13 protein-coding genes are annotated in these 15651 nt (G+C 54.2%); 7 read left to right on the forward strand and 6 right to left on the reverse strand.

The genetic code is table 11. The features are described from left to right. Nucleotides 1-216: 216 nt before the first annotated feature. A complete protein-coding gene (gene pdeM, locus Abci_RS00540; RefSeq protein ID WP_048837187.1) occupies nucleotides 217-882 on the reverse strand; it encodes a ligase-associated DNA damage response endonuclease PdeM in 666 nt (221 codons plus the stop codon). Next, nucleotides 879-3296, reverse strand: coding sequence for a ligase-associated DNA damage response DEXH box helicase (locus Abci_RS00545; protein ID WP_048837188.1), 2418 nt, complete (start codon nucleotides 3294-3296; stop codon nucleotides 879-881). Before Abci_RS00545 ends, pdeM begins: the two co-directional genes overlap by 4 nt. A 48-nt stretch (nucleotides 3297-3344) precedes the next feature. On the opposite strand from Abci_RS00545, the gene Abci_RS00550 reads away from it, so the two are divergent. From Abci_RS00550 to Abci_RS00570, 5 genes are all read left to right on the forward strand, one after another. Then, on the forward strand, nucleotides 3345-4388 hold the full coding sequence (locus Abci_RS00550) for a ligase-associated DNA damage response exonuclease (protein WP_048837189.1): 1044 nt from the start codon (nucleotides 3345-3347) through the stop codon (nucleotides 4386-4388). Further along, nucleotides 4385-5980 (forward strand): cisplatin damage response ATP-dependent DNA ligase, encoded by a 1596-nt coding sequence (locus tag Abci_RS00555; protein WP_048837190.1) that lies wholly within the window; start codon nucleotides 4385-4387, stop codon nucleotides 5978-5980. The genes Abci_RS00550 and Abci_RS00555 overlap by 4 nt, the downstream gene beginning before the upstream one ends. A 259-nt stretch (nucleotides 5981-6239) precedes the next feature. Further along, nucleotides 6240-7634, forward strand: a complete 1395-nt coding sequence (locus Abci_RS00560) for a sugar porter family MFS transporter (protein ID WP_048837191.1) — start codon at nucleotides 6240-6242, stop codon at nucleotides 7632-7634. Between the two features lie 257 nt (nucleotides 7635-7891). After that, nucleotides 7892-8389 (forward strand): hypothetical protein, encoded by a 498-nt coding sequence (locus Abci_RS00565; RefSeq protein ID WP_244877535.1) that lies wholly within the window; start codon nucleotides 7892-7894, stop codon nucleotides 8387-8389. Further along, the gene (locus Abci_RS00570; protein ID WP_048837192.1) at nucleotides 8386-8877 is read left to right on the forward strand and encodes a hypothetical protein; all 492 of its coding nucleotides are present in this window, start codon (nucleotides 8386-8388) and stop codon (nucleotides 8875-8877) included. The genes Abci_RS00565 and Abci_RS00570 overlap by 4 nt, the downstream gene beginning before the upstream one ends. 348 nt (nucleotides 8878-9225) lie before the next feature. Here the strand turns inward: Abci_RS00570 and Abci_RS00575 are convergent, their stop codons facing one another. Further along, on the reverse strand, nucleotides 9226-10500 hold the full coding sequence (locus Abci_RS00575) for an MFS transporter (protein WP_048837193.1): 1275 nt from the start codon (nucleotides 10498-10500) through the stop codon (nucleotides 9226-9228). Nucleotides 10501-10573: 73 nt separating this feature from the next. Here Abci_RS00575 and Abci_RS00580 point away from each other — a divergent pair, with 73 nt between their 5' ends. Next, a complete protein-coding gene (locus Abci_RS00580; protein ID WP_048837194.1) occupies nucleotides 10574-11143 on the forward strand; it encodes a TetR/AcrR family transcriptional regulator in 570 nt (189 codons plus the stop codon). A 380-nt stretch (nucleotides 11144-11523) separates the two neighbouring features. On the opposite strand, the gene Abci_RS00585 is transcribed toward Abci_RS00580, so the two are convergent. Next, entirely contained in the window at nucleotides 11524-13044 is a 1521-nt protein-coding gene (locus Abci_RS00585) for an FAD-dependent oxidoreductase (protein WP_048837195.1), read from the reverse strand. 67 nt (nucleotides 13045-13111) lie between these two features. Here Abci_RS00585 and Abci_RS00590 point away from each other — a divergent pair, with 67 nt between their 5' ends. Next, the gene (locus Abci_RS00590; protein WP_084597450.1) at nucleotides 13112-13564 is read left to right on the forward strand and encodes a MarR family winged helix-turn-helix transcriptional regulator; all 453 of its coding nucleotides are present in this window, start codon (nucleotides 13112-13114) and stop codon (nucleotides 13562-13564) included. A 336-nt stretch (nucleotides 13565-13900) separates the two neighbouring features. Here Abci_RS00590 and Abci_RS00595 read toward each other — a convergent pair whose 3' ends face one another. Together Abci_RS00595 and urtE are read right to left on the reverse strand one after the other, a co-directional pair. Continuing rightward, nucleotides 13901-14836, reverse strand: a complete 936-nt coding sequence (locus tag Abci_RS00595; protein WP_158319757.1) for a HoxN/HupN/NixA family nickel/cobalt transporter — start codon at nucleotides 14834-14836, stop codon at nucleotides 13901-13903. 115 nt (nucleotides 14837-14951) lie between these two features. Beyond that, nucleotides 14952-15647: an urea ABC transporter ATP-binding subunit UrtE gene (urtE, locus tag Abci_RS00600; protein WP_048837234.1), complete on the reverse strand. Its 696-nt coding sequence runs from the start codon at nucleotides 15645-15647 to the stop codon at nucleotides 14952-14954. Nucleotides 15648-15651 lie beyond the last annotated feature (4 nt).

The raw sequence follows: 15651 nt of genomic DNA on the forward strand, positions 1-15651 counted from the left end.
AACGCTATCCGGGACATTTGAACAGCAATTCTCTCCTCGTGCAATGAGGACACAGTAATAAATTGACGAAAATGCACTATTCTAACGACCCATATGATCGAGCACGCACTCATATAATTTAAAATGATTTAGGATTATAAAATAGAACTACTAAAAAATTTTCGTTATTGGATTACTTTATCAAAGCACTATCTATAATCCTCGACCCCCTAAGTTTTATTCCACACGGAAAATTTGGTCAGCACCCCAGACATAAATAGAGGGGGGACGTGAGAACAAATCCCCGAAGGCTTGGCTCACTGTGCTTAATCCGCCAGTGTAGGCCCCAAATGCTGGTAAAATCATACGGTCTGGCCCGATCATAAAACACGGGCGACTGATTGCGTGTCCTTTTATGCGCATTCTAATTTTGGGATGCAGGTGGCCCGCCACTTCTCCCTTACCAGAAGGAATAGCCGCAGAAGGGATATGCCTAAGGATCAAATTGCCCAAAAGGCATTCTTCAACCCATGAGCCGGACAGACCTGAAACCGGGAGTGTATCATGGTTGCCCGCCACCCACACCGTGGACACTGCGCATGTTATCGCCTCAAGTCTGGATTTCTCGTCATCCAGAAAACGGTCACCGGCCTGACCATCATGGAAACTGTCACCAAGTGCTATCAGATGCTGTGGTGCGTAACTATCCAGCAGCTTTGACAATTTTTCGAGAGTTTCCATTGTATCCCCCGGGGGCAATAGCACGCCGCGCGACCGGGCTGACGTTCCTTTTCCAAGATGCAGATCCGCCACCACAAGCGTACCTACCTCCGGTAGAAAAACAGCGCCCCCCGGTAGAAGCCAAAGGTGCTGCCCGGCTAGTATAACCTCCCGAAACTTCATGCTTTTTCTGCCAGCGCATAGAGTTTATCTGCTTCTGCCAGAAGATAGTCCTCCCCCTCACCTCCCCGTATTTTTTCTTTGCCCTGTTCCAGCAGCACCGGAACCGCGAGAGGTGACACGTGCGAGAGATCCACATGGTCAATCTGACCCTGAATGCGGTCCAGCATATCTGAAAGGCGCTTAAGGTCAGTCAGGCCTTCCTGGGCCTGTCGCCAGGTAGCCTGTAAAAGAATATGCTCTGGGTCATATTTCCTAAGGACATCGTAAAGCAGGTCACTGCTTACGGTCATCTGGCGGCGGTTTTTTTCGCGTCCCGGATAGTTTCGTTCTATCAATCCGGCAATAATAGCAACATCCCGAAATGTCCGGCGCAGCATAGCACTCTCAGAAAGCCAGTCTGTAAGATTGCTTTTCATAAGATCCTGACTGAACAACTCGGCCATAGACCCCGTTGGATGAACACACCAGCAGGCGATCATGTAGTCATTTGCGACAAAGCCCAGAGGGCCTTTTCCGGTTTCCTCAAGCATCTTTGTCAGCAAAAGGCCAAGAGTTTGATGTGCATTTCGGCCTTCAAAAGGATACGCCACAATGTAATGCCAGCCTTTATGGGGAAATGTCTCGACCAGAAGTTTTTCCGGTGCTGGCAAGCGCGAGCGCTTTGCCTGAAGCGCAAGCCACTCCTGAACCGATTTTGGCAGTACACCCCATTTTGAAGGGTCATGCAGGATTTCACGGACATGCCTTGCCAGACCGGGCGAAATGGAAAGCTGGTTCCCCCCGTAGACCGGCACCCTCGGGTCTTTGCCGTGGCCACGTGCGGCTTGAACCGTGGTTTCATGCAAGCCTAGAAACTCCAGCAATTCTCCTCCCAGGAAAAACGTATCGCCCGGCACAAGCATGGAGGCAAAATATTCGTCTATTTCCCCAAAAGTTTTTCCGCGGCGGGATTTAACGCGCAACATGGGCGTATCAACGATAGTCCCAATATTCATGCGAAACTGCCGGATTATTCGTTCGGTGCGCACACAGAGGTGCCCTGTTGTATCCCGAACAAGACGCTGGTGGCGCTCATAGGCTTGCAAGGCATAGCCGCCGTCCTCCACAAACTGGATGACTTTATCGAAATCCATGCGTGTAAGCTGGCTATAAGGGGCACAGAGCTTGATTTCTTTATAGAGAGCATCCGGAGAAAACGGGCCGGAGCACGCAGTAACCATCACATGCTGAGCCAGAACATCCAACGCGCCAGCGCGTGGTGGCTCTCCGTCAAGTTCGTGCTTCACCACCGCTTTTCGGGCAGCTTCACATTCCAGCACTTCAAACCGGTTCGCGGGGGCCAGTAACGCACGGGACGGTTCATCCATCCTGTGATTAGCACGGCCAATCCGCTGCGTCAGACGGGATATCTGTTTGGGTGCACCTACCTGAATAATCTGATCCACAGCTCCCCAGTCCAGCCCAAGATCAAGGGAGGATGTCGCGACAACGGCCCTCAGTGTCCCCTGCGCCATCGCCTCCTCCACCTTGGCCCGGTGCGCTGCTTCAAGGCTGCCGTGATGCAGACCGATCGGCAAGTTATCACCGTTCTGTTTCCACAAGGCCTGAAAGAGCAGTTCTGCCTGCGCCCTGCTGTTGACAAAGACGATGGTCAGATTTGCTCGGGCAATCTCGGTCAAAATAGCAGTCGCACTGCCAAGACCCATACGCCCCGCCCATGGGAGATAGCCTTGCTTGTCTGGCAAAAGGACATGCACATCGGGGCGCACCGTGGCCTCTGCTTTAATGAGGCGGACACCAGACGCCTTGCCTGTAGGGGAAACCCAGGCCGCCATGGCAGATGGATGCGCCACCGTGGCCGATAAACCACTAACCCGTAGCAGCGGCGAAAACTGTTGCAGGCGTCTTGCACACAAAGCGAGCTGATCGCCACGCTTGGTACCGGCCAGTGCATGGACTTCATCAATTATCACGACACGCAGTTTAGAAAAATACTGTGCGGCATCCGGGTAGGAGAGCAGAAGCGCAAGACTTTCTGGTGTTGTCAGCAAGATATGCGGTGGGTTTTTCTGTTGCCTTTTCCGGCGCGCGCCAGAGGTGTCCCCACTTCTTACCTCAGCACGAACAGGCAACTGCATGTCCGCTATTGGGCGCGCCAGACTTTGGGCAATATTGGTGGAAAGTGCTTTCAAAGGGCTGACATACAGGGTGTGTAAGCCCGAATATGTACCATGCGCCAGTTCAATAAGGCTCGGCAAAAAGCCTGCCAGCGTCTTGCCGCCGCCCGTTGGGGCGATAAGCAGCGTGGACTTTCCCTGCTGCGCCGCCTCAAGCATGGCAAGCTGATGTGGCCGGGGCGACCACCCTTGCCTGGAAAACCAGTCTTTGAAACGTTGCGGCAGATGTTCGCTCATGATCTGAGGAACGCATGTGCGGCTGAGGGGTTCTTCCCTACATGCTGAATGACGGATGGAGGCAACCGGGTGGACTGGCTTGAACTAAAACCTGAAGGGCTATTTTGTGCACCCGGCGCATTTTATATCGACCCCCTCCAGCCTGTGGCGCACGCCGTCATCACGCATGGCCATTCCGATCATGCCAGACCCAACCATACGCATGTGACAGCCACCCCGGAGACACTGGCCATTATGCAGTTGCGGATGGGGGAAGGTCGGGCCGGTCATACGCAGCAGCCTCTGCACTATGGGCAGGTTACATCTGTAGGGGACATGCAACTCTGGCTCGCGCCGGCGGGGCATGTTCTGGGCAGTGCGCAGGTTGTCATGGAGTATCGCGGGCAGCGGGCCGTGGTCAGCGGCGACTATAAACGCGCCCCGGACCCGACATGTGTGCCATTTGAGGTCGTGCCCTGCGATCTGTTCGTAACAGAAGCAACATTCGGCCTGCCGGTTTTTCGGTTACCTGACCCAGCACATGAAATTGGCAAACTGCTGCACGACGTGCGTCTCTTTCCCGAGCGCACCCATGTGGTGGGCTGTTACGCCCTTGGTAAATGCCAGCGGCTGATCGCCCTTTTACGGAATGCCGGGTATCACGATCCTCTCTGGCTACATGGTGCCCTTCTCCCCATGTGCAGACTATACGAAAGTCTGGGTATTCCCCTTGGAGAGTTGCGGTCCGCGACTGTCGCACAAAAAGGAGAGATGCGCGGCGGGATTGTTCTGGCTCCCCCTTCCGCCATTGCGGACCGCTGGGCACGCCGCCTGCCCGACCCTGTTGTCTGTCTGGCATCAGGCTGGATGCATGTACGCCAGAGGGCGAAAGCGCGCGGGGTCGAACTCCCTCTTGTCATCAGCGACCATGCTGACTGGGACGCCCTGCTTGATACCTGCCGGGCCACGGGCGCAAAGGAAATATGGGTTACACACGGGCGGGAAGACGCGTTGATTCATGCCTTGGGCAAAATGCAAATTCAGGGTCGTGCCTTACGGCTCATTGGTTACGAAGACGAGGATGAAGACCTAACGACCGGAGCGCCAGCATGATTGAATTTGCAACACTTCTGGAGCGTTTGGCCTTTACCCCGTCACGCACTATGAAGCTGGCACTGCTGAAAGAGTATTTTACCATGGCCCCTGACCCGGACAGGGGATATGCACTCGCCGCAATGGCGGGCAGCTTGTCCTTTGCTGCGGTTAAACCTGCCATGCTCCGCGCCCTTGCGATGGAGCGCATTGACCCTGAGCTATTCGCTCTCTCGTACGATTATGTGGGGGATCTTGCTGAAACAGTTGCCCTGATCTGGTGTCCGGATGCCGGGCAGCATACTGACATGCCAGCGCCCAGTCTTTCTGAAGTTGTACACACTCTGGAACGCCTCCCAAAAGCAGAGGTGCCTGGTGTGATCCGAGAATGGCTGGATGCCTGCGATGCATCATCCCGCTATGCGCTTCTCAAACTTATCACAGGGTCACTCCGTGTTGGCGCTTCGGCGCGGCTCGCTAAAACGGCCCTTGCCAATATAGCCACCATCTCCCCGGATGATATTGAGGAAGTCTGGCATGGGCTAGAGCCGCCGTATGAGGCGCTGTTTGCATGGGTCGAAGGAAAAGCTCCCAAGCCGGATGCAAAAGACGCCCCAGTCTTTCGGCCACCAATGCTGGCTCAACCACTGGAAAATGTTGACCTGACTACTCTGGACCCGGCTGACTGGCGCGCAGAGTGGAAATGGGATGGTATCCGTGTCCAACTGGTTTCCACCCCCGGCGGCGAGCGCGTCTATACCCGCACGGCGGAAGATATCGGCAAAGCATTCCCCGATATTTTAGCAATCATGCAGGACCTCGGCAGTCGTGTGGTCCTAGATGGTGAACTTTTGATCATGCACGGTAGCAGCGTTGCGCCATTTTCTGATCTTCAGCAACGCCTTAACCGAAAAGCCCCTACAGCACCCATGCTGCGGGACATGCCCGCTGGTGTTCGTTTATACGATATCCTGTTTGAAGATGGAGAAGACCTCCGTAGCCTTCCTTTTGACACGCGAAGAGAGCGGCTGGAAAGCTGGTTCGCACGCTTGAACCCGCCCAGAATGACCGTGTCTGAACTCATTCCCTTTTCTGAATTCGGGGAGCTTGCCAAACTGCGGGACGCAGCGCGCAGTGAAGGAATTGAGGGGCTGATGCTGAAAAAAGCTGATAGCCCCTACGTTCCGGGGCGGCCACGCGGCCCCTGGTGGAAATGGAAGCGAGACCCCCTGACTGTTGATGCTGTGGTGATGTATGCCCAGCGCGGACATGGAAAACGCAGCAGCTTTTACTCCGACTATACATTTGGCCTATGGCGCACCGTAGAGGGCAAGCGCGAACTGGTCCCTATTGGGAAAGCTTATTCAGGCTTTACAGATGAGGAACTTAAGTTTCTGGATAAATGGGTGCGCGATCATACAACCAAACGTTTTGGTCCTGTTCGGGAGGTTGCTCACGGCCTTGTTCTGGAAATTGCTTTTGACGCTGCCCAGTATTCCAAACGTCATAAAAGTGGCGTTGCGCTGCGCTTCCCACGCGTTTCCCGTATTCGCCGCGATAAACCTGTAGAGGATGCAGATACACTCGAAACTTTTATCAGGGCATTTCTATAGGAAAAAACAGATCCGTCCTTGGGTGTGCATACGTTTATTGCGTAGGTTCCGCACCGATCAAACTTTGACAGCCTTGTAGCATATAATCATTTTCATTTCGTTGCAGAGCAATATTTCCCAAAGAAAACAGAAACTTCCCGTCAAATTTAGGGAACCAGAAGCCCGCACTGAATGTTACTATCTGGGTCTCAAGACCCGATGAAGATTAAAAATAACTGCTTTTTAGGGAACGCAGTCATCGGGCTGCTGCAAGAGGATTATGAAAAAACGTAGTGAGGCGGACAGACTTATCACGACAATTGTCGTAGTCGTCACGATGGGAGCACTGGCCTTCGGGTACGACACGGGCGTTATTGCCGGTGCCCTTCCCTTCATGCAACTTCCCATTGCCGAGGGTGGTCTAGGCCTCACACCGTTGACAGAAGGTCTGGTAACCTCAGCACTGGTACTAGGCGCGGCGTTCGGTTCTTTGGTCTGCGGGATTATGGCGGACCGCTTTGGACGCCGAGACAGCCTGATGGCCCTCTCTGTCGTGTTTGTCATCGGGGCTATTGGTACAGCACAGGCACCTTCCGTTACCGTAATGGTTGTCATGCGTGCCATTCTTGGCTTTGCGGTTGGGGGCGCCTCCGCTCTTGTCCCTATGTTCATTTCTGAAATGGCGCCTTCCGGCCGTAGAGGACGACTGGTCAGCCAGAACGAAATGATGATTGTGACAGGCCAGCTGGTTGCCTACACCCTCAACGCAGGGTTGGCGCATTTTTCCCAGTCACCGTCCATCTGGCGCACCATGCTGATGATTGCGGCAGTCCCGGCCATCCTGCTTGGGGTTGGCCTCTTCTTTGTCCCTCGTTCCCCCCGCTGGCTGGCCAGCAAAGGCCGCACGGAAGAAGCGCAGCATGTTCTTGAGCTTATTCGCTCTACTGATAGGCAGGTCCGACAAGAAATGCGGGCGATCTATACGGCGGTGGATGATGATGCCGAACAGATTGGCTGGCGCCAAGCCTTTGGAGAAACCTGGATCAAACGTCTGCTGCTTATTGGTGTAAGCCTTGGTTTTACAGCTCAGTTTACCGGTGTAAACGCGTTTATGTATTTTACACCAATTATTCTCCGCCAGACTGGTCTGGGAACTGAAGCCGCCTTGATTGCCACCATCGGGGATGGTCTGGTTGCCGTAGGGGCAACCTTCGCCGGGATCTGGATGATCGGGAAATTTCCGCGCAGGGTTACACTTTTAAGCGGCCTATGTGGTGCGGTCCTAGCCCATATAGGGCTTGGAGCAACCCTGCTTTTCCTGAAGGGTACAGCCATAGAAAGCTATATGGCGCTTGGCTTCATTCTTCTGGCTTTGCTTTTTATCCAGATGATGGTCTCACCACTTTACTGGCTGTTGATGTCTGAATTGTTCCCAATGCGGGTGCGCGGGGTCCTGACGGGCCTGTCAGTGTCATGCCAGTGGATTTTCAATGCGACAGTCGCCTTTCTCTTTCCTATTCTCCTGCACGCTATTGGGCCGAACACGTTTTTTGTTTTTGCACTCATCAATGTTGTATCGTTCTGTTTCGTGGCGCGCTTTTTGCCAGAAACAAAAGGTCTTTCACTGGAAAAGCTGGAAACACATCTTCAAACTCATTTGTCACCCAGCATCTAAAGACGCACGTTTTGTTTGAAACGAGATGACGTAACCATCTGTGCTTGGAGAAAGATTGAAAAAATCGTTGTCTTCTCCGGGTTGCCCTAAAAGATTTTGGCAGCCCGGAGAATATGTTTTTCTTTTGAGGGATTTTTTCTCATTCTTCAGAGTTTTAAAGACCCAGTTTTTCCAAGTTCTTTTTTACCGCATAAATTATTTGGCCTTAGAAAACCTCCACGCCGCTTCACACGTTCAAAAGAGCATTCGGCAGTCTCTTGGCTGCCGCCCAAGACATGACAGAAAGTGGTATCCTTATGATTGCGCGCATCCTCAGGATTACGGTCGGCGGCGCTCTTACCTCTACGGGAGCGGCCCTCGCCCTTAGCCGTCTCAGGACCGGTTCGTATGGTCCGGGCGTAAACTGTACCGCACACTGGCTTTACGGCAACAAGGCTGCTGACGTGCATAAGCTGAATGTTGCCCACTCTTTTACAGGTATAGCGACAAATACAGCCGCCGTTCTATTCTGGAGCTGGTTCTATGATAAAGCTTTGGGACGCACACCCAAAATGACGCGTGCTTTACTAGCGACAGCCGCACTTGGGCCTGTATCCTGCCTGATAGATTACAAGGCGCCACCAAAGCGCTTTACCCCAGGCTGGGAACTCGTCTTTTCACGTAGGGATATGGCTATCATCTATTTTGCAATGGTTCTTGGAATGCTCTCGGGCGTATTCCCATCTCTTGAAAAGAGCGAAAGCTCCAAGGCATGACGCCACGGCTTTACAAAGGTGAAGAAGCAAAGGCCGAGCATACTCCTCTCGAAGGGGGCATTTTAGGGTGGCTTGCCATTCTAATGCTTGCGGTGCTTCTGGTCGCTGCCCGCCTCACATCTCGTAACACCCAGTCCCTAATTTTTCGTATTGCGCGCATCTGGGTTGCTGGCCTTTTCTGTTTCTTTGCTGGAGTTCACCGCGGCGCAAGCTTTTACAGCCCCGAAGGTCCGCGCCTGTCTGACCCGCTTATTTTCCTGACCATGCATTTTGGTGGCCTCAGCCTTGCTCTCGTGCCTTCTCGCACGGCGTGGACGCTTGCGCCCGCCGGAATGCTGCTCACCCTTGGTGGTGATCTCTTTTTAGCCCGGCAAAATCGTCTACCGCGCTTTTTCCTGCGCCTTAGGCCCTTGCAGCTTATTGTCGCAACACTCTTGATCTCACGCCTTGGTTCAGCAGCACGATCTGGGACTGAAGACAAAACATAGCATTTCTGGGTCATACTCTGAGGGACCACTCGTCTCCGCCTTTTACCAGATTCACAAAATATCGAGCCCGGGACTTCCATTATATTTCTTATGAATTTTTTAGATAAGGCCACACACTTTCCGCTCCACGCAGAAAGAACCGCAATTTTTCTCTGCTATGCGCCATTTTGCAAAAGGCTTACATGCGTGGGCTGAACGCTTCATTACATTGGGCTGGGTGACCCAGATGATACGCAGAACTTTATGGGCGAAGTCGCGACTTGCAACGCCTTTATACCAGAGCCTGAACCTCTCCCCCATCGTCGTGACAAAGATCGAACGCGGTCATCAATCGTGCATCGCCTCCCCTCACTCCGCACTCAAGGCTATGCCCTGCGCCGAGGACCGCCCGATCCGCAGTGCCATCAGCGCTGCAATTAACCCCGCTATCCCGGCCATCACCAGCATGTCACGATAGCTTCCCTGTGTTTGGCGCAGCACACCCGCGAGCGATGCCGCAACCGCCGCGCCAATTTGATGGCCGAACACGATCCATCCAAATACAACCGGCGCACGCGCCTCGCCAAAAGCGGCATTGGCGAGACGCAAAGTCGGTGGCACAGTTGCAATCCAGTCCAGCCCGTAAAATACACCAAATAGCGTCAGACTTGTGCCGTGGAAGTCTACGAATGGCAGCGCCATTAGTGACAGGCCGCGCAGTCCATAATAGGCAAAAAGCAGCCGCCGCGCATCCATCCGGTCAGTAAGCCAGCCTGAGGCAGTTGTCCCGAACAGATCAAAGCCCCCCATGAGCGCGAGATACCCTGCCGCCGGAACCTCACCTATACCGTGATCTGCGCAGATCGCGATGAAATGCGTGCCAATCAGTCCGTTTGTCGTAAAGCCACACACAAAGAACGTCAGAAACAGCAGCCAGAAATCCCGTGTCACCATAGCCTCACGCAGCGCCGACACCGCGATATGTAGCGGATGGCGCATTAGGCGTGGAGGCGGAATATACCCCTCCTGCGCCCCATGTGGCAGCAACCCCATACGCTCCGGGTGCTCAGGCAGGAATAGTGCGACAAGCGGTACAAGAGCCAGACAGACAACCGTCACAGCAACAACCGGGCCCCGCCAGCCATGTGTCTGTGCGAGGGAGGCCAGCAGAGGCAGGAATAGCAGCGACCCTGTCGCCGTGCTGGCCGCGAGCAAACCCATGACCGTGCCACGACGCGCCACAAACCAGCGATTGACGACCGTAGCGCCCAACACCATTGCAACGGCCCCAGTGCCAAGACCGGTTAGCAGCCCCCATGTCAGGAAGAATTGCCACGGTGCTGTCATAAACAGTGAAAGCCCGGAGGACGCACCAATCAGCAGGAGTGCCCCAACCAGCGTGCGCCGGATACCGATTGACTGCATGAGAGCCGCCGAGAACGGTCCTACGAAACCATAGAGGAAAATACCGAATGCAGCGACCGCCGAAACTGTGGCCCGGCTCCACCCAAGCTCCATTTGCAAGGGCATCATCAGCACGCCCGGCGTGGCACGCACACCCGCCGACACCAGCAAGGAGAGAAAGGTGAGCACGACGACCACAACAAAGACGGCACCCTTGCGGATACGAAGGTTTCTGCTCATATGACTAACCAGTAAGTTACAACTCACTCAGCGTAGGTACCGATCGGTAACATCGCCAAGAGGAAACTATGGCATGAAGCGCCCTACCCCCGGCATAAGCGCTGCCGAACGCATCCGGAACTCAGCACGCGAACTGTTCTATAACAATGGGATACGCGGCGTTGGCGTAGAGGAAATTGTGCAGAACGCGGGCGTCACCAAACCGTCGCTTTACCGTGCTTATGAATCCAAAGACGGGCTGGCTGCGGTCTACCTTGATGAGTTCTACCACAGTTGTCGTACGCGCTTTGAGGAGGCCGAAGCCGATTTTCCTGACGATCCGCGCGGTCAGATCCTTGCCTATTTTGACGGTATGGCTGAACGGGCGTCTCGCCCAGCCTATCGGGGGTGTGGATTAACAAACGCAATTCTGGAGTTCCCCGATCGCGACCATCCTGTGCGCCGGGAAGCAGCGCGACTAAAGCAGGCGATGGCCGACTGGATTGCCTCCCGCGTCAGACTTCTGGACGTGCGTGATCCAGAGGCACTGACCGCGGGTCTTGTCCTACTGATGGAAGGGGTATTTGTCGCGGGGCAAGCCTTCGCGCCACCTGGTCCGAGCGCCCACGCAGGCACAGTGGCTCGCTTGTTGCTTGATGTGTAGTATACCTCCGAAGTGGGCGCGGCATTTCTGCTTCTGACCTCTTAAGAGGTATCAAAAACAAGCCGTTACAAACCTGAAAGTAGGCATATGACGCCTTGATTTGAATTACAGCCCACTCGTCGCGGTCTTGCTTGACGATGTTCCTGCAAACAGAGCTTTAAGAGAACGAAAAAATCTTTCGGGAATGCTGTTTCAAAATCTGCAAAGATATCATCTTCAACAATCAGAAGAGCTGATGCCGCAGCACTACTCAGAAGCCAAAAAGCCGTTTCATGAGAAAGAGAGGCGCCTCAATCACACAGCACCTCTAGTGCAACCATACTTCGATAAAATGGCATTTTCCCCACGCGCCACATCGCGAAACGCTTTAAATTAGTGCATCATTCGGCATTCATTCGGCGGTTACCTGCAAGGCTAGGCGGCAGTATGCGTGCGAGATAGCACGAAAGCTGCGCCTCCAGTCCTTCAGAGAGAAATATTCCGGCAATATAGCCGTCAGGACGCACGAGCACCCACTGACCAGGGTCGATCCCGTACGCTGCGACGATATGACCCTTATCATCGACGAGTTCTTGTCCCTCACCGATAGTGACGATCCGGGTGCCCGCGATGGGAGAGGGCCGGTTGTGCGGCTGGTAGCCGAGCAACGTCCAGTGTGGCCCCTGAAAAACCGCGAACAGTCGTGTCGGTTGCCCGGCCTGCCCACGACACGGTGCATCAGGGGCGCGATCACCCGCCTGCACTTTGCCACCCATCGAACCAGGCGCGTTCAACGATGAACCGCGATAGCCAAGGTCGAGTTGACGTGCCTCGCGGTCGCGCCGCATGGTGCCCTGCTTTGCTTCCCCGAGCAGCCGCGTGGAGAGACGCAGCATGTTTGACGCGATCGGTCGGCGCTCCGCCTCATAGCTGTCGAGCAGCGCTTCCGGCGCACCCGCGAGTACGGCTGCCAACTTCCAGCCGAGATTATAGGCATCCTGAACGCTGGTATTAAGACCCTGACCACCGGTTGGCGGGTGAACATGCGCGGCGTCTCCTGCAATGAAGACGCGCCCGACCCGATAGCGATCAGCCAGACGGGCACTCATTGCATAGACCGAGGACCACGATACCGAGCAAACAGTAATATCCCTTCTGCCAGTTCGGTCTCCGATAAGCGCGGTTAGTCCGGCAGCAGACAAATCAATCTCTCCGTCAAGCGCCACGGGTGCCTGAACCTGAAACAGATCTGTGCCCGCCAGCGGGCAGATCATAATCTGTGTTGCTGGTGAACCGAGTTGGAAACGATGCCAAGCGGACCGATCAAGACCTTCCAGCCGCACATCGGCAACGATCGCACGCACACCCAGTGCTTCTCCCGGAAAATCAATCGCCAAAGCATGGCGCACAAAGCTCCGACCACCATCGGTTCCGACAAGAAACCGGGCGCGGATAACCTGTTGGCTGGCGTCCTGTTCTACCGTTGCCGTGACACCGTGAGGGTCCTGTTCAAATCCGGTCAGTCGTGTGCCAAAGCGAGGATAATGGCCCAGTTCGGCCAGCCGCTCCCGCATGACCGCTTCAGTTGCGAACTGCGGCAGCATTCGCGGCGCAGCATAGGGCTCTTCTGCTGTCGGGAAGACTTCTGCCTCTGTCAGAAGGGACAGCTTGTGGGCTCCATCAGGACGATACTGGCACAGCGGCGGATAGCGTCCGCCTGCTGCGGCTACACGATCGACAAAGCAGAGGTCCTCGAAAATCTCCATCGTCCGAGGCTGGATACCTTTTCCGCGAGATCCGCTGAAAGGCTGCATATTCTGCTCGATCAGTTGAAATGAAACCCCGCGTCGAGCAAGGTCAATGGCAAGTGTCAGGCCTGCGGCCCCCGCACCCGAGATCAGGACGTCTGTATCGAAAGACACTGGCAACTCCGCGAATCAATGTGTAATATTCACGTATATCGAAGAGACGTTAAAGGCAACAAGAAACGTGAATAATACACACGATCCGGAAATCCTGCGTGGGCTGCATGCCGCAATGATTGATCTGGTGGATGAAATTAACCGGCCACGGCGCGATGACCGTTTGATCGAAGAAGCGGGCATTCCACTGGATCGGGCCCTGTTTCCCCTCCTTGCGCGGGTATGGCGTTACGGTCCCATCGGCGTAGTTGATCTCGCGGACAGGACGGGGCGTGATCATACGACCATAAGCCGACAGATGAGCAAGCTGGAAGAACAAGGGCTTATCGAGCGCCACCCCTCTGCCACCGACAAACGCGTTCGCGAAGCGAGAATAACCGGGAAAGGGCAAGAAATGGTCCGTGTGCTGAATAGGGCCCGCGAAAGGCTGGCCAACCGTATACTTGTCGACTGGACAGACGAAGACCTCGACCAATTGCGGACGCTTCTGCGGCGCTTCGCTGATGATCTGATGCGGTAATGGTTGGCAACAAGCGGAGGTGCCACGGTTTAGTGTCAGACCATGGGGTATATATTATCGGTGGTCAGAGCAATGACTAAAGGATTAAAACAATCCCTCATTAGCGATGAGAGGTTAATACCAGACTATTTCTTGGGTTTTTCTAATCGCGGCAGTGCTTTGGGCAATTTTCAATATAATTGCTAAAACTTACGTAGGACTTAACCATTTCCATCTCGATCACTTTGATCTCCGCCCACGATTTTTCAAACTGATAGGCTGCCAAAAAACTTGGAGCACTCCCCTCTCAAGTTACATCTGTTTTATCGTGATATACAAAACGCCAAAAAATCGGATCTAGCTTGGGACTTTTGTCTGTAAAAATCGCGCCATTGCCCATAAAGTTAAAAAAACCGCCAAAATAAATCCGCCTACGGCTGAGAAATGTTCGCTTATAAAGTCGATGCTTTTAGAGACAGCTCCCAAAGAGCCATCGCCCCAGATAAGCGGCCCCAGTTCCACCACAGCGACTGCTGCTGCGGCCATTAGCGAGATAAGCGTAATACCTAAATTATAAATAGCCCGCCTGCCCTCAGCCTGTCCACGCCACGCATACACACGACACATGACCACTGTGTCTAACGTATCAACCAAAGCCATGGCAGACGTAAACAAAAGTGGCAGACTTAAAACACCAAGTACTCCTACCCCTTGAGCTGCCTGTAATGTTGTCATGCCTAGCAGGCTGATTTCACTGGCCGTATCAAAACCAAGGCCAAATACAAACCCTAGGGGATACATGTGCCATGCACGCCCTATGAGACTAAAAAAGGGACGCACTACCCATCCAACAGGGGAACACACTGTACCTACCGTTCCCAAGGCCGGGGATTTCTGGTGTTGCTTAAGCGCACGCCATTGTTGCGCAGCCATTCCGATATTGGCAATGACTGTAAGCCCCATAAATGCGCCAGAAACGACAGTTCCTAGCACCCCACCAATAAGGTGCCACTGCTCCAACACACCCCGCACCGGCAGCAATGCCAGAAGCAGGGTCGCGGCTATGACCACGCTGGAGTGCCCGAGCGAAAAAAATAGCCCTACGCGTGATGCGGGCCGACCAGAGAGCATAAGTTTGCGGGTTACTGTATCAATCGCAACAATATGGTCTGCATCTAGCCCGTGCCGTAGCCCGAAAACCCACGCCAACCCCGCTGTGCCCAATAAAAGTGGAGATGTGCCCAGCAGGCAGGCCGCCCAAACCCATGCCCCGATATTAGCAAGCAGTACCACGCCACATAGGAGCTGCTCGGGTTTAGCAGCAAAGTGGCTGCTCGCTTTTTGTGAAAACCTGCTTAATGGGGGCATTGCTACTCTGGTGGCGGCCTGATGCTACACTTAAGCCGCATTAAATGGTGATATGGGCGTGAACATCCTCTGCCGCAAAGTCACATGCTTGCCCGCTTAACACAACCCGCCCACGATCAAGCACGGCAATGCTATCTGCCAGTTCAAATGCAAAATCAAAATATTGCTCAACCAACAAAATGGCCATGTCCCCTTTGTCGCGCAGCATGGCAATAATAGCGCCAATGTCTTTGATGATACTGGGCTGAATACCCTCTGTGGGTTCATCAAGTACCAACAAGCGCGGCTTGATAACCAAAGCACGTGCAATAGCGAGTTGCTGCTGCTGGCCACCAGACAAGTCCCCCCCACGCCGGTCCAGCATTTTTGCCAGAACCGGAAAGAGGTCAAATATTTCATCAGGCACTTTCCGTTGGCTACGGGGCAGCAAGCCAAAACCCGTTTCCAAATTTTCGCGCACACTCAAAAGCGGGAAAATATCACGGCCTTGTGGCACAGTTGCTATGCCTCGCTTGGCGCGGTCATAGGCGGGCAGTTTGGTAATATCCTCCCCTTCCCACTCAATCCGACCATCACTAACTGCGTGCATGCCGGTAACAGCACGTATCAGGCTGGTTTTGCCTACCCCGTTACGGCCCAGCAAGCAGGTTACCGCACCCGGCTTTGCTTCTAACGAAACCCCACGCAGAGCGATTGCCGCACCATAGTGCAGATGCACGTCCTTAACCGTGAGCATGCAC

This window comes from Acetobacter cibinongensis (genome assembly GCF_000963925.1).
Lineage (GTDB): Bacteria > Pseudomonadota > Alphaproteobacteria > Acetobacterales > Acetobacteraceae > Acetobacter > Acetobacter cibinongensis.